At 63.6% G+C, this 21514-nt stretch carries 20 protein-coding genes; 6 read left to right on the plus strand and 14 right to left on the minus strand.

What is annotated here, in order from left to right:
• Positions 1–203 precede the first annotated feature (203 nt).
• The 3 genes from ROS217_RS11875 to ROS217_RS11885 form a co-directional block, all read right to left on the minus strand.
• The gene (locus ROS217_RS11875; RefSeq protein ID WP_009817995.1) at positions 204–1478 is read right to left on the minus strand and encodes a bifunctional folylpolyglutamate synthase/dihydrofolate synthase; all 1275 of its coding nucleotides are present in this window, start codon (positions 1476–1478) and stop codon (positions 204–206) included.
• Positions 1475–2410, minus strand: a complete 936-nt coding sequence (gene accD / locus ROS217_RS11880) for an acetyl-CoA carboxylase, carboxyltransferase subunit beta (protein ID WP_009817996.1) — start codon at positions 2408–2410, stop codon at positions 1475–1477. Before accD ends, ROS217_RS11875 begins: the two co-directional genes overlap by 4 nt.
• 62 nt (positions 2411–2472) lie before the next feature.
• A complete protein-coding gene (locus tag ROS217_RS11885) occupies positions 2473–3360 on the minus strand; it encodes a CPBP family intramembrane glutamic endopeptidase (protein ID WP_009817997.1) in 888 nt (295 codons plus the stop codon).
• Between the two features lie 97 nt (positions 3361–3457).
• Here ROS217_RS11885 and ilvD point away from each other — a divergent pair, with 97 nt between their 5' ends.
• The 4 genes from ilvD (at position 3458) to ROS217_RS11905 (ending at position 7092) form a co-directional block, all read left to right on the plus strand.
• Positions 3458–5215 (plus strand): dihydroxy-acid dehydratase, encoded by a 1758-nt coding sequence (gene ilvD / locus ROS217_RS11890; protein WP_009817998.1) that lies wholly within the window; start codon positions 3458–3460, stop codon positions 5213–5215.
• Entirely contained in the window at positions 5196–5822 is a 627-nt protein-coding gene (locus ROS217_RS11895; RefSeq protein ID WP_009817999.1) for a hypothetical protein, read from the plus strand. The genes ilvD and ROS217_RS11895 overlap by 20 nt, the downstream gene beginning before the upstream one ends.
• A 120-nt stretch (positions 5823–5942) precedes the next feature.
• Positions 5943–6701, plus strand: coding sequence for a DUF6478 family protein (locus tag ROS217_RS11900; protein WP_009818000.1), 759 nt, complete (start codon positions 5943–5945; stop codon positions 6699–6701).
• A 13-nt stretch (positions 6702–6714) separates the two neighbouring features.
• Positions 6715–7092 carry a hypothetical protein gene (locus ROS217_RS11905; RefSeq protein ID WP_009818001.1) on the plus strand — a complete coding sequence of 126 codons (378 nt, stop codon included), beginning with the start codon at positions 6715–6717 and terminating at the stop codon, positions 7090–7092.
• A gap of 281 nt (positions 7093–7373) precedes the next feature.
• Here ROS217_RS11905 and ROS217_RS11910 read toward each other — a convergent pair whose 3' ends face one another.
• The 11 genes from ROS217_RS11910 to hutG all read right to left on the minus strand — a co-directional run bounded on the left by ROS217_RS11910 (position 7374) and on the right by hutG (position 19287).
• A complete protein-coding gene (locus tag ROS217_RS11910) occupies positions 7374–8081 on the minus strand; it encodes a CDP-alcohol phosphatidyltransferase family protein (protein WP_040650562.1) in 708 nt (235 codons plus the stop codon).
• A gap of 86 nt (positions 8082–8167) precedes the next feature.
• Positions 8168–8755, minus strand: coding sequence for a cytochrome P460 family protein (locus tag ROS217_RS11915; RefSeq protein ID WP_009818003.1), 588 nt, complete (start codon positions 8753–8755; stop codon positions 8168–8170).
• 388 nt (positions 8756–9143) lie between these two features.
• Positions 9144–10064, minus strand: a complete 921-nt coding sequence (locus ROS217_RS11920) for a tyrosine recombinase XerC (protein WP_009818004.1) — start codon at positions 10062–10064, stop codon at positions 9144–9146.
• Positions 10061–10768 carry a DUF484 family protein gene (locus tag ROS217_RS11925; RefSeq protein ID WP_009818005.1) on the minus strand — a complete coding sequence of 236 codons (708 nt, stop codon included), beginning with the start codon at positions 10766–10768 and terminating at the stop codon, positions 10061–10063. The genes ROS217_RS11920 and ROS217_RS11925 overlap by 4 nt, the downstream gene beginning before the upstream one ends.
• A 76-nt stretch (positions 10769–10844) precedes the next feature.
• The gene (locus ROS217_RS11930; RefSeq protein WP_040651395.1) at positions 10845–11516 is read right to left on the minus strand and encodes a class I SAM-dependent methyltransferase; all 672 of its coding nucleotides are present in this window, start codon (positions 11514–11516) and stop codon (positions 10845–10847) included.
• Positions 11513–13546 (minus strand): TRAP transporter permease, encoded by a 2034-nt coding sequence (locus ROS217_RS11935; protein ID WP_009818007.1) that lies wholly within the window; start codon positions 13544–13546, stop codon positions 11513–11515. Before ROS217_RS11935 ends, ROS217_RS11930 begins: the two co-directional genes overlap by 4 nt.
• Positions 13547–13625: 79 nt before the next feature.
• Entirely contained in the window at positions 13626–14639 is a 1014-nt protein-coding gene (locus ROS217_RS11940) for a TAXI family TRAP transporter solute-binding subunit (RefSeq protein ID WP_009818008.1), read from the minus strand.
• Between the two features lie 143 nt (positions 14640–14782).
• Positions 14783–16999 (minus strand): TRAP transporter permease, encoded by a 2217-nt coding sequence (locus tag ROS217_RS11945; protein ID WP_009818009.1) that lies wholly within the window; start codon positions 16997–16999, stop codon positions 14783–14785.
• 2 nt (positions 17000–17001) lie between these two features.
• On the minus strand, positions 17002–17469 hold the full coding sequence (locus tag ROS217_RS11950) for a DUF1850 domain-containing protein (protein ID WP_157046592.1): 468 nt from the start codon (positions 17467–17469) through the stop codon (positions 17002–17004).
• Positions 17466–18434, minus strand: coding sequence for a TAXI family TRAP transporter solute-binding subunit (locus ROS217_RS11955; RefSeq protein ID WP_009818011.1), 969 nt, complete (start codon positions 18432–18434; stop codon positions 17466–17468). The genes ROS217_RS11950 and ROS217_RS11955 overlap by 4 nt, the downstream gene beginning before the upstream one ends.
• A gap of 19 nt (positions 18435–18453) precedes the next feature.
• Positions 18454–19287, minus strand: coding sequence for an N-formylglutamate deformylase (hutG, locus tag ROS217_RS11960; protein WP_009818012.1), 834 nt, complete (start codon positions 19285–19287; stop codon positions 18454–18456).
• Positions 19288–19363: 76 nt separating this feature from the next.
• Here hutG and ROS217_RS11965 point away from each other — a divergent pair, with 76 nt between their 5' ends.
• Complete coding sequence (locus tag ROS217_RS11965) at positions 19364–20731, plus strand: formimidoylglutamate deiminase (RefSeq protein WP_009818013.1); 1368 nt, start codon at positions 19364–19366, stop codon at positions 20729–20731.
• Complete coding sequence (locus ROS217_RS11970; protein WP_009818014.1) at positions 20728–21432, plus strand: GntR family transcriptional regulator; 705 nt, start codon at positions 20728–20730, stop codon at positions 21430–21432. The genes ROS217_RS11965 and ROS217_RS11970 overlap by 4 nt, the downstream gene beginning before the upstream one ends.
• The last annotated feature ends 82 nt before the right edge of the window (positions 21433–21514 follow it).

Consider the following 21514-nt stretch of genomic DNA (forward strand, 5'->3'; position numbering starts at 1 on the left):
CACGGGTGCCGGAGTTTATGGATCAATATATAGTCTGATTATCGCAATTCCGTCAATATGGGGTGATTCGCAAAAACCTTGAAAAGTCTTTAAAACCGCAGATTTTTCGTGGGATTCGACCATGAGGGCGACAGCGTACACCCTGTACGCGTTGTACGCGGGTTTTGTACGCAAAGATCGTGTGGTCCTGCGCTTTGGGCGGCTCAGCCGTTTTCGCGCAGAATGCCGCCCGCGAGATAGAGCGAACCGCAGATCAAAATCCGCGCCTCGGGGCTATGGGCGGCGATGGCGGTGACGGCATCGAGCGCAGTCTCGGCGGTTCGTGCGGGCAGGCCTGCCGCGCGGGCAGCCTCGGCTGTGACCTCGGCGGGCAGGGTGTTGGCCTCGCCGGGGATCGAGAGGGCGGTGAGCGACGCGGCATGGGCGGCGAGGGGCATGAGATAGCCTGCGATGTCCTTGGTATTCAGCATGCCGCAGATCAGATGCGTGGGACGCGCGGGCAGGGTGGCCAGATGCCGCGCGAGCGCTTGACCCGCGGCGGGGTTGTGACCGCCGTCGAGCCAAAGCTCGGCATGAGGGGCGGCCTCGATCAGCGGGCCGGTGTGCAGGCGTTGCATGCGCGCGGGCCAGAAGGCGTGGGTGACGGCGGCCTCATAGGCGGCATCGCCCATGTGCAGGTGGCGCAGGGCGGCGAGGGCCGCGCCTGCGTTCTCGATCTGATGTGCGCCCGGCAGGTTGGGCAGGGGGAGGTCCAAGAGGCCGGTTTCGTCCTGAAAGATCAGGCGACCACGTTCTGAATAGGCGTGCCAGTGTTGACCCTGCGCCAAGAGCGGCGCGCCGTGGCGGGCGGCGATGGCCTCGATCACCTCCAGAGCCTCGTCCGGTTGCGGGCCGACGACGCAGGGCACCCGGCGCTTGATGATCCCGGCCTTTTCGCCTGCGATCTTGGCCAGCGTGTCGCCGAGATATTGTTCGTGGTCGATGGAAATGGGGGTGATGATGGTGAGCGCCGGTTGGTCGACCACATTGGTGGCATCGAGCCGCCCGCCAAGACCGACCTCAAGCAAGGTGTAATCCGCCGGGGTGCGGGCCATGGCAAGGAGGGCGGCGCAGGTGGTGATCTCGAAATAGGTGATCGCATCGCTGCCATTGGCGGCGTAACATTCATCCAAGACGGCGGTCAGGTGGTCCTCTGAAATCAGATTTCCCGCCAGACGGATGCGTTCGTGAAACCGTGCAAGGTGGGGCGAGGTATAGGCGTGCACGGTCTTGCCCGCCGCCTCGAGCCCGGCGCGGATCATCGCCTGTGTGCTGCCTTTGCCATTGGTGCCCGCGATATGGATCACGGGGGGCAAGTCGTTCTGGGGATTGCCCAAAGCGTCCAGCAAACGCCAGACGCGATCGAGCGTGAGGTCGATGATCTTGGGGTGTAGCGCCATCATCCGGGCAAGGATGGCGTCGGATGTGGGGGCGGTCATTTCTTGGGGGCGTCCTTGGGCTTTGCCTCGGCCTTGACCGGCTCTGCCGCAGCGGGGGCGGGCAGGTCGCCCTTGATCGCGGGGGGCAGGCCCATCAGCATGCGGGTGATGGTGATCAACTCGTCGCGCATCTGGGTGCGGGGCGTCACGCGGTCGAGCATGCCGTGGTCGAGCAGGTATTCGGCGCGCTGGAAGCCTTCGGGCAGTTTTTCGCGGATGGTCTGTTCGATGACACGCGGACCGGCAAAGCAGATGAGCGCGCCCGGTTCGGCAATCTGGACATCGCCCAGCATCGCATAGGAGGCGGTGACGCCGCCGGTGGTGGGATGGGTGAGCACGACGATATAGGGCAGCCCTGCCTCTTTCAGCATCTGTACAGCGACGGTGGTGCGGGGCATTTGCATCAGGCTCAGGATACCCTCCTGCATGCGTGCGCCACCGGCTGCGGAGAAGAGGATGAGGGGGCGCTTGAGCTTCACGGCTGTTTCGGCGGCGGCGATGATGGCATTGCCGACATACATGCCCATGGACCCGGCCATGAAGCTGAAATCCTGTGCTGCGGCCACGACGGGCGTGCGGCCCATTTCGCCGGTGGCGACCAGCATCGCCTCTTTCTCGCCGGTCAGTTTCTGGGCGGCGCGCAGGCGGTCGGGGTATTTCTTTTGGTCGCGGAAATGCAAAGGGTCGGGGGTGGGGACGGGGACGTCCACCTCGGAGAAGATGCCGCCGTCAAAGAGCGCGGCAAAGCGGGCGCGCGGGGTGATGCCCATGTGGTGGCTGCAATTGGTGCAGACGTTGAGATTGTCCGAGAGTTCGCGGTGAAACAGCATGGTGCCGCACTCGTCGCATTTGGTCCAGAGGTTCTCGGGGATTTCGCGGCGCGAGAAGATCGAGTTGATCCGGGGGCGCACGTAGTTTGTGATCCAGTTCATTCGGTCCGGTCCCTCTGGTGGCGGTTGCGCCCTGACATAAGCGGGGCGCGGGTGAAATGCAATCAGCGGCGCAGGGTGACGCGGATGGCGAGCCAGCCGCAGACGAGGATCAAGAGATCGAGCGGCATCATCGCCCAGAGGGCGTCGATATTGTCCACCCCAAAGGGATAGGCATAGAGCGCCAGACCGTCGAATTGGCCGCGCGGGGCGGCGATCATGATGGCGCTGAAATTATTGATGAAATGCAGGGCTGTGGCGGGGCCGAGTGTACCTGAGCGGGCCGTGAGATCAGCGGCGGCGAGACCGAAAGCCGCCGCCCAGGCCACCACGATCCAGGCATTCGGGCCAAAGCTGACGGGATCGAAATGCAGCATGGCGAAGCAGAGCGAGGGCAGCACCATCCAGATCCGGGGCGAGGAGAAGCGTGCGGCAAGCTGGGTCTGGAGATAGCCGCGAAACACCAGTTCCTCGGCAAAGACCTGAATGAAGAGGCCCAAGAGCGCGAGCGGCAAGAGCATCAGCCAATGACCGGGCGCGAGGTTGGCAACCGGGTCCATCCCCTCGGGCATGGGCAAAAAGAGCAGCGCGCCGTAGAGGAGCAGCATGACACCCATGGCGCGGCTGAATTGATGCAGCGCGAGGGTGCGGGGGCCGATGATGCTCCAGATGCCGCGCCGGTGGACGAGGCGCAGGGTAAGGCCAAGCGCCACGATCAGGAGGCCAAAGACAAAGAGGTTGATCAGCACGCCTTGGGGATTACTCGCGGCCTCGATGCCCGGTGCGATTTGGGCCCATGCTTCGGGGCCAAAGAGCAGGGGCAGCAGCGACGCATAGCCAAAGCTGAGCGCCACAAACACCGGCACGCCGAGGGCGATGCCCGCCAGAAGGCGGGCGGGATGGGACGTCGCGCGGGCGGGACCAACGAGGAGTTCATGGGCGTCATATCTCATGCGCGCAAGCTATAGGCAGGGCTCAGGCGTTGCAATCGGCTTGCCCCCGCCGCGCCGCTGGCCTAGACCGATTTCAGCAAATTTCGGGAGGCCCCTCATGACCAAGTTCGACAAAGCCAAACTGCCCAGCCGCCATGTGACCGAAGGACCGGAGCGCGCGCCGCATCGGTCCTATTACTATGCCATGGGCATGACCGAGGCGGAGATCCATCAGCCCTTGGTCGGTGTGGCGACCTGCTGGAACGAGGCGGCCCCCTGCAATATCTCGCTCAACCGTCAGGCGCAGGCCGTCAAGGGCGGCGTGAAAGAGGCGCATGGCAGCCCGCGCGAGTTCACCACAATCACGGTGACGGACGGCATTGCGATGGGGCATGAGGGCATGCGCAGTTCTCTGGCGAGCCGCGAGGCGATTGCCGATACGGTGGAATTGACGATGCGCGGCCATTGCTATGACGCGCTGGTGGGGCTGGCGGGCTGTGACAAGAGCTTGCCGGGGATGATGATGGCGATGGTGCGGTTGAATGTGCCGTCGGTGTTCATCTATGGCGGGTCGATCCTTCCGGGCAAGGCGCCGCAGGTCGAGGAAATCCCGGCGGATTTCCGCAGTCGCGATCTGACCGTGCAGGATATGTTCGAGGCCGTGGGGCGGCATCAGAACGCCGAGATGTCCGACAAGGCGCTCGATATGCTGGAGCGGGTGGCCTGCCCGTCGGCGGGAGCCTGTGGTGGGCAATTTACTGCCAATACCATGGCCTGTGTGTCTGAGGCGATCGGTCTGGCGCTGATGAATTCCTCGGGCATGCCCGCGCCCTATGAGAGCCGTGATCAATATGCCGAGGCCTCTGGCCGGGCGGTGATGCAGCTCCTGGAAAAGAACATCCGGGCGCGCGATGTGGTGACGCTCAAGAGTTTGCAGAATGCGGCGCGGGTCGTGGCCTGCACCGGCGGCAGCACCAATGCTGGTCTGCACCTGCCTGCGATTGCGCATGAGGCGGGGATTGATTTCTTTCTTGAGGATGTCTGCGACATCTTCCGCGACACGCCCTATTTCGTCGATCTGAAGCCGGGCGGGGCCTATGTGGCCAAAGACCTTTATGACGCGGGCGGCATCCCGGTGGTGATGAAGGAACTGCGCAAGGCGGGGCTGATCCATGAGGATTGCATGACCGCGAGCGGGCGCAGCATCGGCGAAGAGCTGGACCTGATCGAGCGTGTGGCCGATGGCAAGGTGATCTATCCGATTGAAACGCCGATCACCAAGACCGGCGGCGTTGTCGGCCTCAAGGGCAATCTGGCCCCGACGGGTGCGATTGTGAAGGTCGCGGGGATTGCCCCTGAGCATCAGGTCTTTACCGGCCCGGCGCGGGTGTTTGAGTGCGAAGAGGATGCGTTCGAGGCGGTCAAGGCGCGCAATTACAAGGAGGGCGAGGTGATCGTCATCCGCAACGAGGGCCCGGCGGGCGGCCCCGGCATGCGTGAAATGCTGTCGACCACGGCGGCGCTCAGCGGTCAGGGCATGGGCAAGAAGGTGGCGCTGATTACCGATGGCCGGTTCTCGGGCGCGACGCGTGGCTTCTGCGTGGGCCATGTCGGCCCCGAGGCGGCGCATGGTGGGCCGATTGCCCTGATTGCCACCGGTGACATGATCACGATTGACGCGATCAAGGGTGAGTTGTCGGTGGATCTGAGTGACGAGGATCTGGCCGCGCGCAAGGCCGCGTGGGCCGGTCCGCGCGAGACGATCTATGCCAGCGGGGCGTTGTGGAAATATGCGCAATTGGTGGGCGAGACCTACAAGGGCGCTGTGACCCATCCCGGTGCGGCGTTCGAGCGGCATGTCTATATGGACCTCTGAGCAGGGCCGGGTCCGGGCGCTGGCCGTCCGGACCTTGCTCGGGCTGGGGATGATGGCCCTTGCGGGCTGTCTCGCCGTGCCTGCGGGTAAATCCCAAGCGTTGAGCAAGGTGGCGTTCTACGACGCTGAGGTGGTGGTGACGGGGCCGCGCGGCTATTGCGTGGACGGGGCCAGCCTGCGACGTGGCGCATCGGGTAGTTTTGCCTTGATTGCCAGTTGCGAGAGCCTGACCGGAACGGCGGGCGTCTATGTCGAACCTGCGATACTGACGGTCTCTGTCTTGCCGCGCACGGGCCCGGTGCAGCAGCCGGACGCGCAGACAATGGCGCGGGCCTTGGCCCCGGCTGAGGTTCGGCGTGCCGAGGATCGCGACGGGATCTCTCTGGTGCAGGTGATGCAGGGTGGCCAAGAGGTCCTGCCGGGGGGCGACCCGGTGCATTGGCGGGCTGGTATGGTGATCAACGGGCATCTCGTGGGGCTCGCGATCTATGGCCCTGCGGGAAGTGTCGTGACGGGGCCGGCGGGACGCGAGATGCTGCGCGATCTCGGAGAGGCGCTGCGCGGGGCAAGCCCGGAGCAGGCGAGCGCGCCCAAGGCGGCGTCCTGACCTGAGTACCCTCACCTTTTGAGTGGATTGTTTCCTCTTTTGAATTAATGCTATGCAAAGATCCGGGACATAGAATTCGGCACTGTTTCGCGTGCGAAGTTTGGCAAGGGTGCGCTCTGCATGAAATTACTGGATGTGTTGACACATCGGCACAGCCTGCGCAAATGGCGGCAGGCGGCGCGCAATGCCCCGATGATGGGGGTGGCCGAATTGCGACGGGCCCGGGCCCGTGCGCGCAAACTGATTTACTCGCTCAATGAGGTGATTTCGATTGCCGACAACCGGCTGGCGCTGCCGATGATCGGCTCGAATTCCTTTTCCCGCCCGCATGGCACGGATTGGGCGTGGCGACCCGAGTTGTGGCGCGAACCATTGCCGGTGCCGGGCATGGCCTCGGTTCGGTCCAAGTCGATGCTGGGGCGCGAGGTGACGTTGTTTCACGATTGCGCGCGGTCGGAGCTGTGTCTGCGGCAGTTGCGCAACAGCCGTGAGGCGGATCTGGCACCGTATGGGTTGCGGATGGATGTGTTTGCCTTTGACGGATCGTTTCTGTCGGTGGTGCTGGATTTCCCGCAGCAGGCGGTGAACGGGCTGACCAAGCGACATCTGTTGCGGATGGATACGATTGTGGAGCTGGAAAAGCCGCTGGAGATCTTTGCCCGGTTGAATATCAAACACGGGCCGAATACCGAACAGATCGTGCGGGAACTGCCGCTGAATGCCGAGGAAATCATGGTCGAGTTCGATCTGGCCTATTCCAATCTCAATGAAAAGCGGGTGGAGCGGGCCTGGGTCGACCTTATTTTCGAGAATCCGCAGATGAGCCAGCTTGTGCTGCGCGATGTCACTTTCAGCCGCCGCCCGCGCGCGGATCTGTAACAGGGAAGCAGCGATGAACGAGGTGACACTGACCAAGACGCGGCTCTTTGAAGGGGTCTGGGAAGGGGTGCTGACGCGGGCGGGCGAGGGTGAGTTCACGCCTGACATCGAGGTCACGCATCAGCAAGAGCCGGTGGCGGGCGTCGAGGTGACGTCCAAGCCGGACGAGCAGCTCTGGGTGGTGCGGGTGCCGGTTCCGCTTGAGAAGATTGCTGACGGGGTTCAGACATTCGTGATCCGCGACCGGAAGAGCGGTGAAGTCCTCGAAAGTTTTGCGCTCCTAGCGGGGGATGTGCTGAGCTATGACATCCGCGCCGAAATGGCGCTGTTGCGTGAGGAGTTGGATCTGCTCAAGCGGGCGTTTCGGCGGCATTGTCTGGATACGATGTAGGGGGCGGTTTTGGGCTGACGGGGACATCCGCCCCAATGCCCAAAGCGCGGATTCAAGGCGCGGCACGCGCCGCCGCGCAGCGGTCATGCTGAAGGCATGCCTCTGGCATGGTCCGCCCCCTCGGGCGGGCGCTTTTGCAACGGTGCAGTCTCTTGAAATCGCGGGAGTGTTTGGCCGAGATAAAGTGACAGCCGACTGCCGTGCAGCGCCCACCCGGCGGACGGGCACCGCGCGTCTCACTAGGTGGGGCCAATTTCAGTAATAGGCCCAACATCAACCGCTCAAACCCGGTCAAGGTCGCCTTTGCGTGGAAAGACTTGCTGCGCGATGCCGGCAAAGAGCAGGTAGACGCTGGTGACGACAAGTCCCCAATGCGCCCAGCTTTGCGGATCGAAATGCACCCATGCCGCCCAGCCCGCGAAGAACGTCCAGGCCAGCGCCATCGGCAGGGTCAGCCAGCGCCAGCGTTCGGTGCGCACCGGATGTACGAATTTGAGCGGCAGGAACATTGCCACCGCCAGCACCACGACGAGGGCCAGAATGACCCAGAAATTCGGCTCCAGCGCGAAGAGCACCAGCACGAGCATGTTCCAGCAACCGGGGAAGCCGGAAAAGGAATTGTCCTTGGTCTTCATCCGTGTGTCCGCGAAATACATCGCACTGGCAAAGGTGATCACGATGATCGCCACCCAGCCGGTCCACCCTGGAAGGAGACCCGATTTGAAAAGCGCGAAGGCTGGGATGAAGACATAGGTCAGATAGTCGATGATGAGGTCAAGCAAGACACCGTCAAACTCTGGTGCATTTTGCTGAACGTCATATTTGCGCGCCAGTGGACCGTCGATGCCGTCCACCGCAAAGGCTACCACCAACCAGAGGAACATCAGTTCCCATTTCAGGTCGATGGCCGCCAACATAGCGAGCATCGCGAACACCGCGCCGGTGGCTGTGAAAAGGTGAACAAGAAGGGCGCGCATCTGAGGTGTCATGCGGTTCTAATGACGCAGAGATTGCGGATTTGCAAAGAAAAAGCCCGGCCCCACGCGGGGACCGGGCGCATTTTTCCAGGCCTTGCTCAGTTTGCGAGCCGTACCTCTTCGAGCGGATAGGCCAACATGTCCTGCGCCTCCCATGCGACGTGGCAATCGTGGCAGAAGCTCTGCTTGAATTTCATCGGCTTGCCGTCCGGCTGAAGGCCGCCATAAACCCAATCATTGGTCTCGGGCACGCTGCCGGCCTCGCCCTTGGTCATGATGAAGAGCGGGCCGGGAACGGCGGCCTTTTTCTTGGCGCTGATGGTGATGCTTTCCTTGGCCAGCACGGAGCCTACGGGCATGGTGACGCCCTCGTCTGCGTATTTCAGATATTGCTCGGCCGCGATGTCATTGGCGAAGGTATAGAGCAGGCGGTTGCCATGAGCCCCCGCAACGGCGGGACGGGTCGAGGATACGGTCCAACCGCGATAGGCAGCCGCCACCGCGTTGCCTTCTTTGGCATAGCCTGCGGCCAAGTCATCCTTGATGCAGGCGTAAATCTCTTCGATGGCGGCGGCCTCGAGGGCAAAAGGATCCTCGACATCGACCGGGCAGTCGGCGGCATGGGCGGTTTGACCAAGTGTCAGGCTGGCCATAAGGGTCGCTGCGGCGAAAAGCTGGCGTTTCATAGTTAAAATTCTCCATTTCATTCACGAGACACGCGGGTTATCCGCGCGGAGCCTCGCATGATTCCGCTGTAATTGAACTTAACTATTGCGTGAGGCGGGACGGGGTTGGAGTTGAGTTGTCGTGGCGGGTTTGGGGCTGGTTGCGGACCTTGGCCCCAAGTGAGGAGCCGCGCGGCGCCCGTCTGCCGGGTGGGCGCTGTAACGGCACCGGCTGGCACTTATATGCCTGCCCAATACTTTGGCGTTATCAAGGGATTACGACGTTGCAAAAGCGCCCGCCCGGCAGACGGGCGCTGCGCGGCGGCGCTCCGCGCCTTGATTCCGCGCATTGGAGAATGAGGCTAACGACAGCAACAGGCCAAACCCCGCCAGCCATCATCGCCTCACCCTAGCCGCGTCCCTGTGGATGGGTGCGGGCGTAGACCTCCATCAGGCGGGCGGTGTCGACGCCCGTGTAGGCCTGGGTGGTCGAGAGCGAGGCATGGCCCAGAAGTTCCTGTATCGCGCGCAGATCGCCCCCGGCATTCAGCAGATGCGTGGCAAAGCTGTGGCGCATGGCATGGGGGGTGGCGGTGGCGGGCAAGCCAAGCTGGGCTCGGGTCTGTTCCATCACCTTCTGGATCAGGCGCGGACTGAGTGCGCCGCCGCGCGCGCCTAGGAAAAGCGGGCCATTGCGCGGGATGTCATAGGGGCAGAGGCGGGCATATTGTGTCACCGCCGCGCGGGCAGGCTCGATCACCGGCACCAGCCGTTCCTTGCCGCCTTTGCCGAGGATGCGCAGCACGGTGCCGATGGGCAGGTCGGCCCCGGTGAGGCCGAGCGCTTCGGAGATGCGCAGACCGCAGCCATAGAGGAGGGTCACGACCGCCTGATCCCGAGCGGCGATCCATGGTGTGAGGCTTTGCACCTCCAGCGTGTCGATCATCTCGGAGGCGGCCTCGGGCGAGAGGGGGCGGGGCAGTTTGCGCTGAAACTTCGGCGAGCGGGTCGAGAGGACGGCGGTGGGTTCAAACCCCTCGCGCTCGGACAGCCAGCGGTAGAAGCTCTTGACCGCAGAGAGTTTGCGCGCGAGCGAGCGGGGGCCGACATCGCCGCCACGGGTATGGGCCATCCATGCGCGCATGTCGGAGGTGGTGATGCGAGACAGAGCGCCCAAGCCTTGGGTTTCGCCGTGATGCTGCGTCATGAAACGCAGGAAGTCGCCGACATCGCGGGCGTAGGCGTCAATCGTATTGGCGGCGGCCCCCTTGAGCGCCTTTTGCGCGGCCAGCCACGCCGAGAGGGCGTCGCGGGCGGCGGGCGAGATCATGACAGCCAGCGGCGCATGGTGCGCTCGAAAACTCCTGCGAAAAAGGCCAAGAGATCAGTGCCCTGTTGCGGGCTGAACTGATGTGGGTCTTCGGCCCCCATGGCGAGCATGCCGGGCAGGCGGTCTGCGCCGAAATCGAGCAGGAGGCAGGCCTCGGAGCGCAGATAGGGCGCCTCGCGGCCATAGACGCGCATGTCGCCCTCGTCGATCTGGCGCAGGGTGACTTGGCGGGTGGGCACGTTGCGGCTGCCGGTGAGGTAGGTTTTGATGAACCCGGATTCCGCGACCGAGAGCACATCGCCCAAGCGGCGGACCGCAGGGTCATTGTCGTTTTGCACCGATTCGAGCACAAGGCGCACCGCGTCAACGCGCAGGATATGCGCCACTTCGCCGCCGAGATCCCGCAGGAAGGTTTCAAACTCGATGGGATCGAGCATCCGCAGGATGGCGCGGTGGACCTGATTGGTGCCGGCGAGGTTCTCATAGGCGGCGGCGATCACCGAGCGATGCGTGTCCTCGAGCCGGTCCAGACGCGCCTCAAGACGGTCCATCGCGATGCCGCGCAGGTCGACGATATTGCCGCCCATCGCCCGCTCGTTGGCGGCGATCAAGGCGCGCATAAGATCCTGATCCTCAAGGATAAGATCGGGTTGCGCGATGATATGTTCGCGCAGCGTGTCGTTCATCTCGGGCTTGCTACTCATTCTTGCCTCTTACGGGTTTGTGGCACCTTAGCAGATGCAGAATTATTATGCCGCAAGAAAATGCGCGGGTGGCGGGTCAGCGGATCGGCTGGGCGGTGTAGAGCACCTGACCGCGCGGCAGGCGCAGGGGGCTGCGTGTCGCGCGCCAGCCAGTCATATGGGCCATATGGTCCACATCCTCGGGCAAGAGATGATAGGGCGGGCGGATGTCGTGGGTGACGACCCCGTCGGGCTGGCGATAGGCGGTGGCGGCCTGTGCGGCGTCGGGGGCGAGGAAGACGGTGAAGAACAACCCCTCGAGCCGGTCAAAACGGCGCAGGTTGGTGAGGGCGCGGCGCAGATGCGCCATGGGCAGATGCGGAAAGACTGCGAAGGCGATGGCGTGGGTGATGCACCCCGGCACGCCGGGATAGTCAAAGCGGGCGTCCTCGATCAGGTGATCGGGGCTGAGGCGCGCGGGGTCGGTCAGTTCTGCGGCATGGCCCGCGAGCAAGAGCGCGCGCGACGCATCGGTGGCCCAGTAATGCCCCGGATCGAGATAGGGCACGGCCTTGCATCCAAGGCGCAATGATCCCGCGCCGATGTCCAGCAAGTGATGGTGCGGCAAGAGGCCCGCATCGCGCAGCAGGGTCATCTGGACCCGCCCGGTTTCGTCCCACCGACCGCCCACCACGTCGCGGTGCCGCCCGGCGGCTATCGCCTCGGCGTGAAAGCCGGCGACATCATAGGGGTTCTGCGGGGTCTTCATCGAGGCAGGGCCCCGCCAAGGCGCGCCTTGCGCCATTGCAAGAAGAGGATGGGTGACCAGAGCAAGAGGCCGATCGCCATGGTGATCAGCCCGGGCGCGATGAAGAGGAGCGAGGTCAGCCCCACCGCCCACCGCTCCCATCCGCGCATCGGGGCGAGCAGATAGCCGGAAAAGGCCGCCCCCAGCCCGCCAATCCCCAGCATCGCGCCCGCAAGGGTGATGCTAAAGGCGGACCATGTGAATCCGTCTGTCACCAACAGGAGAGCCGGGGAATAGACAAAGACGAAGGGCACCAGCGCCTTGGCGATGCCGAGGCGAAAGGCGGTGTTGCCGGTGCGGAACGGGTTGGCCCCGGCGATGCCCGCCGCCGCGTAGGCCGCAAGCGCCACAGGTGGGGTGATGTCGGCCAGAACGCCGTAGTAGAAGACAAAGAAATGCGCGACGATCGGTTCGACCTGCAATTGGGCCAAGGCGGGCGCTGCGACGGCGACGAGGATGATATAGGTCGCGGTCGTGGGGATGCCCGCGCCCATGATGATACAGGAGACGGCGATCAGGATCAGCGAGACGAAAAGCGCCCATTGTTGCAGGGTGAAGTAACTCAAGAGCCAGATTTCGCTGAGCATCGCGCCCATGTCGGTCGCGGTCTGCACGACCACATAGCCCAGACGAAAGCCGACGCCGGTCAGGGTGACAACGCCTACGACAACGCCCACCGTGGCGGCGGCGGCCCCCACTGCCAGCGTGTTGCGCGCGCCATCTGCCAGTGCCTGCCACAGATCGCGCAGCGTCAGCCGATTGACCGGGTTGAGAAAGCCCACCACGACGCAGGCGATGATGCCATAGACCGCGGCGAAATCGGGCGTCTTGCCGCTGAGGATGAGATAGACAAGGATGCCAAGCGGGATGATCGACAGCCAGTGCTGGCGCAGCACCAGCCCGGCCTTGGGCAGTTCATCGGCGCGCAGCCCGCGCAGGCCCAGCTTGCGCGCCTCAAGATGCACCATGATGAAGATGCCGAAATAATGCAGCAGGGCCGGGAAAAGCGCCGCCGCGAGAATGTCGCGCAACGGGATTTCCAGATACTCCACCATGATAAAGGCCGCAGCCCCGAGGATCGGTGGGGTGATCTGGCCGCCCGTTGACGCGGTCGCCTCGACTGCGCCTGCAAAATGGGCTGGATAGCCCACGCGCTTCATCGCCGGGATGGTGAGTGCGCCGGTGGTCACGGTGTTGGCGATGGAGGAGCCCGAGATGGTCCCCATGAAGGCCGAGGAAAAGATCGCCACCTTGGCCGGGCCGCCCGCGTAGCGCCCTGCGATGACCATGGCGAGGTCGATGAAAAGCTGGCCAAGGCCGATGCGCGTGGCCAGCACGCCAAAGAGGATGAAGAGGAACACATATTGCGCCATGACGCCGATGGCGATGCCGTAGATACCTTGGTTGGTCATGTAGAGGTGATTGATCAACCCTTCCCAACTGGCCCCGCCATGTTTGAGCGCGCCGGGGGCGTAGGGGCCGAAAATGGCGAAGGCCACGAAGATGAGCGCGATGATCGGCAGGGTCGGCCCGACCGAGCGGCGTGTGGCCTCGAGCGTCAGCAGAAAGAGCGCTGAGCCCATCAGCACGTCGAGGTCGGAGGGGTTGCCAACCCGGACCGAGACCGCTGCGGGCGGCAGCAGTGGCAGATACATCGCCGCAGCCACCGCGAGACTGGCAAAGACCAGATCGAGGATCGGCACGCCCGACAGCCGATACCAGGTGGCCGGGGGCAGGTTGGTGCTGGTGCTACGCCGCCACGAAAAGAGCAGAAACACGAGGCCCAGCACGAAGGAGAGGTGAATCCCCCGGTGCAGCAATTCGCGCACAAGGCCAAAGCCGGAGGCGTAGAAATGATAGGCCGACATCGCCACAAGGCAGATCGAGACCAGAATGGCGATGCTACGTCCGGTGGGGCGAAACGCCAGTTCGGGATCGTATTTGCGTTCGATCTCGTGCAGCTCTTCGGCGGTGAGTTCGGGATCGGCCATGGGGTCTGTCCTGCTCTGGAAAGCAAAAAGCCCGGCCACCGAGATGCGGCGACCGGGATTGTATGTCAGGCGGGACGGGTCACTTGATCAGTCCGGCCTCTTTGTAAAAGCGTTCGGCCCCGTCGTGCAACGGCACGCCCACGCCGCTGATTGCGGAGTCGAGGGTGATCGTCGTGCCCTTGGCATGGCCGACGTCGAGCAGGATGCGCGAGTTTTCATTCCAGAGCGCCTTGGTGATTTCATAGATCAGATCCGGGTCTTCATCGGCAGAGGTGAACCACTGGGCGCCGACCGAGACGGTGTCGGTGGCCCCGATCCCTTCGTAGACACCTTCGGGGATCGCGCTTTGCGAGAAGAAGTTGTATTTGCCGGTCAGTTCCGCCGCGCCGTCGCCTGCGATGGGCACGAGCTTGATGTCAGCCGCAGAGGCCAGTTCCACAAGGGAGCCTGCCGGATAGCCTGCGACGACAAAGAAGGCGTCGATCTTGCCGTTGCGCAGGGCCTCGGAGGCGGCATCGCCCTTGAGCGCCTCGGCGGTCACGTCATCGACCGAGAGGCCATTGGCCTCGAGGATGAGACCGGCATCGACATAGGTGCCAGAGCCCGGTTCGTCGAGCGAGACGCGCTTGCCCGCCAGATCCTTGACGCTTTCGATGCCGCTGTCGGCGAGGGCGACAAGGTGGATATGCTCGTCAAAGAGCGCCGCGATGGTGCGCAGTTTCTCGGCGGGGGGCTGGCTCTCCATCGTGCCGGTGCCGGTATAGGCCCAATAGGCCACGTCCGACTGGGCAAAGCCGGAGTTGCGCAGGCCAGACATGATTGCGTTGACGTTGTCCACCGATCCACGCGACGACACGGCAGAGGCGATCAGGCCCTCGACGCCGCAGCTTCCGCCCTCTTCGCAGGGGCGCGATCCGGGGGGTTTGGAGATGGCATTGGCGATGACACCGCCCACCGGGTAATAGGTATAGGCGGTGCCGCCGGTGCCGATGGTAAAGAACTTGAGATCCTGCGCGACGCTGCCCGTGGCCAATCCGACCACGAGAGCAGCCCCGACGAAGAGGCTGCGCGCCCCTCTGGCAAGGTGTTGCATGACTATCTCCCTGTGTTGGCAGGGCGCAATTCTGCGAGTGCCCCGCTTTTGATCCGGCATTCGCGTGGGATGCCTGCGATGAGGCTATGCAAACCGATCCGCCAAGGCAAGACCGTGCTGCGGATCGGTTTCAGGGGCGCGCGTCAGGCGGTGGCCAGATGTCGTGCCTTTTGTGCGTTGCTCCAGAGGATGCCCAGAACGATCGTCGAGCCAATGGCGATCACGGTCACGTCATGCGCCACCAGCATCAGCCCGGCAATGCTCAGCACCCATTTCTGCCAGCGGGCGATGCTGGTTTTGAAGAACCCGATATAGGCTACGGAGAGTGCGATGATCGAGAGCACGCCAGAAGACAGCGCGAGGGAGAAATCCCACCATGTGAAGTCGATGAAGAGCAGCGAGGGCGCATAGATGAACATCATTGGCACCAGCGCCTTGCCCATAGAGAGGCGGAACGCGGTCATGCCTGTTCGCATCGGGTCCGACCCGGCGATGCCCGCCCCCGCATAGGCCGCCAATGCCACAGGTGGCGTGATGTCGGCCAGAACGCCGTAGTAGAAGACAAAGAAATGCGTGGCCAGAAGCGGAACGCCCAATTCCTGAAGTGCTGGCGCTGCGATCGCCGCGAGGATGATATAGGTGGGTGTGGTGGGGATCCCCGCGCCCATGATGATACAGGCAATCGCCACAAAGATCAGGGCGAAAAACAGGGTTGTGCCGCTCTCGGACATGAAACCCAACGGATCGAGCAGCGCCACGGCCGTGCCCATCCATGCCGCCGCATCAAGCACAGCGCCCGAGAATTTGAATCCCATGCCGGTGAGGGTCGTCACGCCGAGAATGAAGCCGACGCAGGCGCAGGCCGCTGTGATGGCGATGGACTGCTGGGCCCCGCTTTCGAGCGAGTCCTTGAGCTTGCGCGGGGTAAGCGCGCTGCTGGCATCCATGCGTTTCCCCAAGCCCACGGTTTGCAGGATCAGTGGGATGAAGGAGCAGCCGATGGTCAGGATGATGCCCCAGAAGGCCGCGAGGAAGGGGGTGAATTTCATCAACAGGAGCGTGACCATCGTCACCAGCGGGATGAAAAGGTGCCAGGATCGCACCAGCACATCGAGAAATTGCGGCAGTTTGTCCGGCTCAATCCCTTCGAGATTGAGGCGCTTGGCCTCGAGATGCACCATGAAGAGGGTCGAGAGGTAGTGGAAACAGGCCGGGATTATGGCAATCAAGATCAGTTCGTTATAGGGCACGCCCAGCATTTCCGTCATCACGAAAGCCGCAGCCCCCATGATCGGCGGCGTCACCTGTCCGCCGCAACTGGCCGAGGCCTCTGTTGCGGCGGCGAACTGGGCCGAGAAACCCTTGGATTTCATCATCGGGATAGTGAAGGCCCCGGTGGTCACGGTATTGGCGATGGGCGAGCCGGAGATCATGCCGAAAAAGCCCGAGGACACCACCGCCACCTTGGCTGGCCCGCCGGAATAGCGCCCGGCGACGATCGAAGCGAGGTCGATGAAAAGCTGCCCCAGCCCCGATTTCTGCGCCAGAACGCCGAAGAGCACGAAGTGAAAGACAAAGGTCGCAACCACGCCGATGGCGATGCCGTAGATGCCTTCGGTGCCGAGATAGAGGTGGTTGACCAGACGGATGATGTTGTAGCCGCGATGCGCCAGATCCCCCGGCAGGTAGGGGCCAAATACCGCATAGAGCAGCGCCAGCGTGCCGATCACGGGCAGCACTTCGCCCATGGTGCGGCGCGCGGCCTCGAGCACGATGATGATGGCGAACAACCCGAGGATGTAATCGAGCGGCTGTGGAAAGCCGACATTCTGAATGAAGATCGTGTCGAAAAAGACGATCAGATAGAGCGAGGAGGCGCAGCCGATGATGGCGAGCGGCCAGTCCACGATGGAAGGCCGGTCGCCATGTCCGCCCAGCCCGTCGATGGGCAGGGCTGTGAGGCCAAGCAAGAGGCTGAGACCGATCAGACCCCAGCGGGCGGCACCCGGAATCTGGTCTGACAGCGCATTGGCGAGTTGCAGTCCGAGAAAGACGTAGAACGCCGCAAAGGCCAGCCCAAAGCCCCAGGCGCGCAGCGGCCGCTCGGGGCGCATGCGCGGGAAGAGCAGGAACACCAGGGGCATGATAAAGCTCATGTGCACCGAGCGGTGCATCACCTCGTTCAGAAGGCCAAAGCCCGAGGTGTAGATATGGAACAGGCTGAGCACGATGCAGGCGAGCGCCACCACCTGTCCGGTGATCCCGCCGAGATTGCGAAAATTGGTCTCGTTGTCATATTTGCGAACCAGCGCCTCCATCTCTGCTTTGGAGAGGCCGGTGTCGGGTGCGGGGTGTGTCATGGTCAGTCTTCCTTGCAGTCGGGCGACAGGATTTCGAGCGGGGTGGCGGGCCACCGGGTCAGGTCAATCATTTGGTCGCCCACAATCAGGCGGTTTTCGTGTTCGGGCGCGGAGCGCAGGATCAGCCGGGGCACCGGGCGGTCCAGCGGCAGGACCATGGCCCCGTCCCGCTGAACCCAGCCTTTGCCGTCATAGGCCATGCCGGGGCCATGCGCGATAAAGCGTTCCTCGGTCTGCACGATCCCGCCATCCGGAGTTATGATATAATCCGCCTCGACCGGGGTCAGGCTGACGGAATGCCGCCATTTCAGGGTAAAGGCCTGCGCGGGCAGGTCGATCCGGGTTTGGCCATCGCGCACCCCGACCACCGCGAGCATTCCGTTGGAACAGGCGCGGGGGGCTTGCGAGCCCCCCGCACATAATATGACCGCTGCCAGCGCGGTCAGTCCGCGCCAGCCGGTCCGTGTCACTTGATCAGGCCTTGTTCGCGGTAGTAACGCTCTGCACCCGGATGCAGCGGGATCGAGATCGATTCCAGTGCCGTCTCCAGCGAGATTTGCCCGCCCATCACATGCACCTGCGCCAGTGTCTCGGTGTTCTCATAGAGCGCCTTGACCATCGCATAGGCGATATCCTCGTCGAGATCGGCATGTGTGGCCCAGATCGCGCGCACGGCGAGGGTTTCGACATCCGCGTCAATGCCGCGATACGAGCCCGCGGGCAGGATCGCGCTGGCGTAATAGGGTTGCACCTCTTGCAGTTTGGCAATCGACGGGCCGGTCAGCGGCACGACGGTGATGTCATGGCCGTTGGCCAGTTCGGTGATCGACGAGGTGGGCGTGCCTGCGGTGATCAGCGAGGCGTCGAGATTACCGTCCTTGATCTTGTCCGCCGACTGGGCAAAGGACGAGAAATCCTCGGACACCGACTCGCGCGTCATGTCATGCGCGGCGAGCAGATCGCCCAAGAGCTGCCACTGGCCAGAGCCGGGTGAGCCGGAGGACACGGATTTGCCCGCCAGATCGGCAAAGCTGGCGATATTGGCCTCTTTGCGAGCCACAAGCTGCACGGTTTCGGGATAGAGCGAGCCGAGGGCGCGCAGATTGTCGGCGCCATTGCCTTCGAACTGGTTGGTGCCCTTGTAGGCGGCGTCGAGGATGTCGGCGGCGACAAAGGCGGTCTCGATCTCGGATTTGGCCAAGAGACCCGCGTTGGCGACCGAGGCATTGCCGGTTTCGGCGGTGGCCGAGATGCGGCGGCCTTCGAGTTCGGCGGTGTTCGAGATCAGCTGTGCCAGCATGCCGCCCAGCGGATAATAGGTGCCGCCGGTGCCGCCTGTGGCGATGCCGACAAAGACGCGGTCCTGTGCCGTGGTGGGGCCTGCGAGGGCCACAGCCGACAGCGCGAGGGCGCAGAGGGATTTGGTGAGTTTCATTCGGATCGCTCCTTGTTGGTTAATCGGTCGTGAGGGTCGTATCGGTGAGATCGAGCGCTGCGATATCGCGCAGCATCGGTCCCAGCACGGCGCGCAGCCGCGCGGCGCGGTCCGGGACATAGTCCCAAGGGGGCGCTTCGTGCATGTAGGTGGCTTGCGCCAGTTCCATCTGGATGGCGTGAAATCCAGCCTCGGGGCGGCCATAATGCCGCGTGGTCCAGCCGCCGCGGAATCGTCCGTTGGTGATGGTCGTGTAGCCGGAGGCGGCGGTGCAGTGGCGCTCTGCCAGAGCGGCGAGGGCCGGTGCGCAGGTTGTCCCGTTATTGGTGCCGATGTTGAAATCCGGCAAGCGTCCGTCGAAAAGAAAGGGAATTTCCGATCTTATCGAGTGGCAATCATAGATAAAGACAAATCCATATAGCGCATGGATACGCGCAATCTCGGCGCTGAGGGCGGCGTGATAGGGCGCGTGAAACTGCGCGAGGCGCTGGGCGGTGTCGGCCTCGGTCGGGGGCGTGGTCCAGAGGGGCGTGCCGTCGAAATCCGTGAGCGGCACCAGCGTTGTGGTGTTCTGACCGGGATAGAGGCTGGCACCCGAGGGGTCGCGGTTGGCGTCGATCACATAGCGATGAAAGCGGGCCGAGACCACGCTCGCCCCCGGCACGAGGTCGGCGTAGAGCCGGTCGATATGCCAATCCGTATCGCTGAGGCCGCGCCCGGTCTCGTTGAGCTGCGCCGAAATTTCTGGGGGCAGGTCGGTGCCCGCATGCGGAATCGCCAGCACGAGCGGGCTGTCGCCCGAACGGACCGAGACAACGCTGGTCTCTGCTGTGCTTGTGACGCTGTCCTGCACTTGGTTCTTTCCTTTTTGAGCGACCCGTGCCAAAAATATGATTAAGCATATTAACAGAGTCAAGGCGAAGATAGCGATGGAGCGGATCATTTGGGCGCGGCAGGCGCTCTTGCCCGACGGATGGGCGAAGAACGTATGTCTCAGGCTGGATGCGGAGGGGCGGATCGCCTCTGTCACACCCGATGCCGCGCCGCAGGGGCAGCGGGTGGATACGCTCTTGCCTGCACCGGTCAATCTGCATTCGCATGCGTTTCAACGCGCCATGGCGGGGATGACAGAGGCGCGCGGGCCTGATCCGCGCGACACGTTCTGGACGTGGCGGCGGTTGATGTTCCGGTTTCTGGAGCACCTGACACCCGAGCATGCGCGCGCGATTGCCGCGATGGTGCAGATGGAAATGCTCGAGGCGGGATATGCCGCCATTGCAGAGTTTCATTACCTGCACCATCAGCCGGATGGCACGCCCTATGACGATCTGGCGGAAATGGCGCAGGGGCATTGTGCGGCGGCGGAAGAGACCGGCATCGGTCTCACGCTGTTGCCGGTGCTCTATCGCTATGGCGGGCTTGACCGGCGCGCGCTGGCGCCGGGACAGCGGCGGTTCGGCAATGATCCGGACCGATTCGCCGCGCTCTTTGACGCCTCGGCCAAGGCGGTGGCGGGCCTCAGCGCCGATAGCGGTATTGGCGTTGCGCCCCATTCCCTGCGCGCGGTGCAGCCCGAGGATCTGGCGTTTTGCGCAGAATTGGCGGGCGACCGGGTGATCCATATGCATCTGGCCGAGCAGGACGAAGAGGTGGTCGAGGTTGAGGCGGCGCTGGGCGCACGCCCGGTGACGTGGCTTTTGGAAAACGCGCCGGTGTCCGAGCGGTGGTGTCTGATCCATTGCACGCAGATGACCCCGGAGGAAACGACGGGATTAGCGCAGACCGGGGCTGTGGCGGGTCTCTGCCCGATCACCGAGGCCAGTCTGGGCGATGGGATTTTCGACGGGGCGCGGTATCTGGCGCAGGGCGGAGGATTCGGTGTGGGAAGCGATTCCAATATCCGCATTTCGCTGGTCGAGGAATTGCGGGGGTTTGAGTATTCGCAGCGTCTGCGCGACCGTGGGCGCGCGGTTCTGGCCACACAGGCACAGTCGACGGGTCGTGTGCTGTGGGAGGGGGCCGCGACCGGGGGCGCGCAGGCGGCCGGGCGCGCAAGCGGTGCGATTGCGCCGGGGCTTTGGGCGGATTTGGTGGCGCTGGATGGGCAGCAGCCCGATCTGGCGGGGCGCGTGGGCGATATGACGCTTGATACGCTGATTTTTGCCGGCGATCACCGCGCCATCCGCGAGGTCTGGGCGGCGGGACGGCATGTTGTCCGAGAGGGGGCGCATGTCAACCGCGACGCGATTGTTGCACGGTTCCGCGCTGTCCAGCAGCAATTGCAGGCGCTGATGTGAGCGGACCTGGTTCCCGGCTGGAATGGACGGATATTCGCCGCGATCTTTTGGCGCGGATTCAGACGGGCGTCTGGAAGCCCGGCGACAGCATCCCGCGCGAGGTGGAACTGGCGGCGCAGTATGGTTGCACCCGTTCCACTGTGGGGCGGGCGCTGCGCGATCTGGCGACGGCGGGATTTCTGGAGCGGCGACGCAAGGGGGGAACGACCGTTTCCGCCAATCCGGTGCGCAAGGCCCCGTTGGAGGTGCCGATCATCGCCGATGCGATCCGCAAGAGTGGTAAAGTCGCAAGCTACCGGTTGTTGACGTGTCACATCGGGATGCCGCCGAGCGTGGTAAGTGCGCGTTTGGGATTGGGCCCAGCGGGTGCGGTTATGTTCGTCGCGGCGCTCTATCTTGCCGATGGCGTGCCGCACCAGTTGGAGCATCGCTGGCTTGTGCCAGCGGCGATGCCGGGGCTGGAGGCGGAGGTCTTGGAACGGACCCCGGTCGATGAATGGCTATTGCATAATGCCCCTTTGACGCGGGCCACGATCGAGATTGAGGCGATAGATGCCCCAAAGGCGGTCGCCGATGCGTTGCAGATGCCGGTGGGAGGGGCGGCACTTTTGGTCACGCGCCAAAGTTGGAGGCAGGCGCAAGTCATCGGATTGCTGCAACTCTATCATGCGCCGGGGGTCAAGCTCTGCACGGCAATCTGACGGCGGATGTCGCTTTCTGCAAAAGGGTTTCGCAAAACTGCAGGCCGCGCGGCTGTGGATGACCGACGATCTCTCTCAAAGG

Source organism: Roseovarius sp. 217 (assembly GCF_000152845.1).
In the GTDB taxonomy this organism is placed as follows: Bacteria; Pseudomonadota; Alphaproteobacteria; order Rhodobacterales; family Rhodobacteraceae; genus Roseovarius.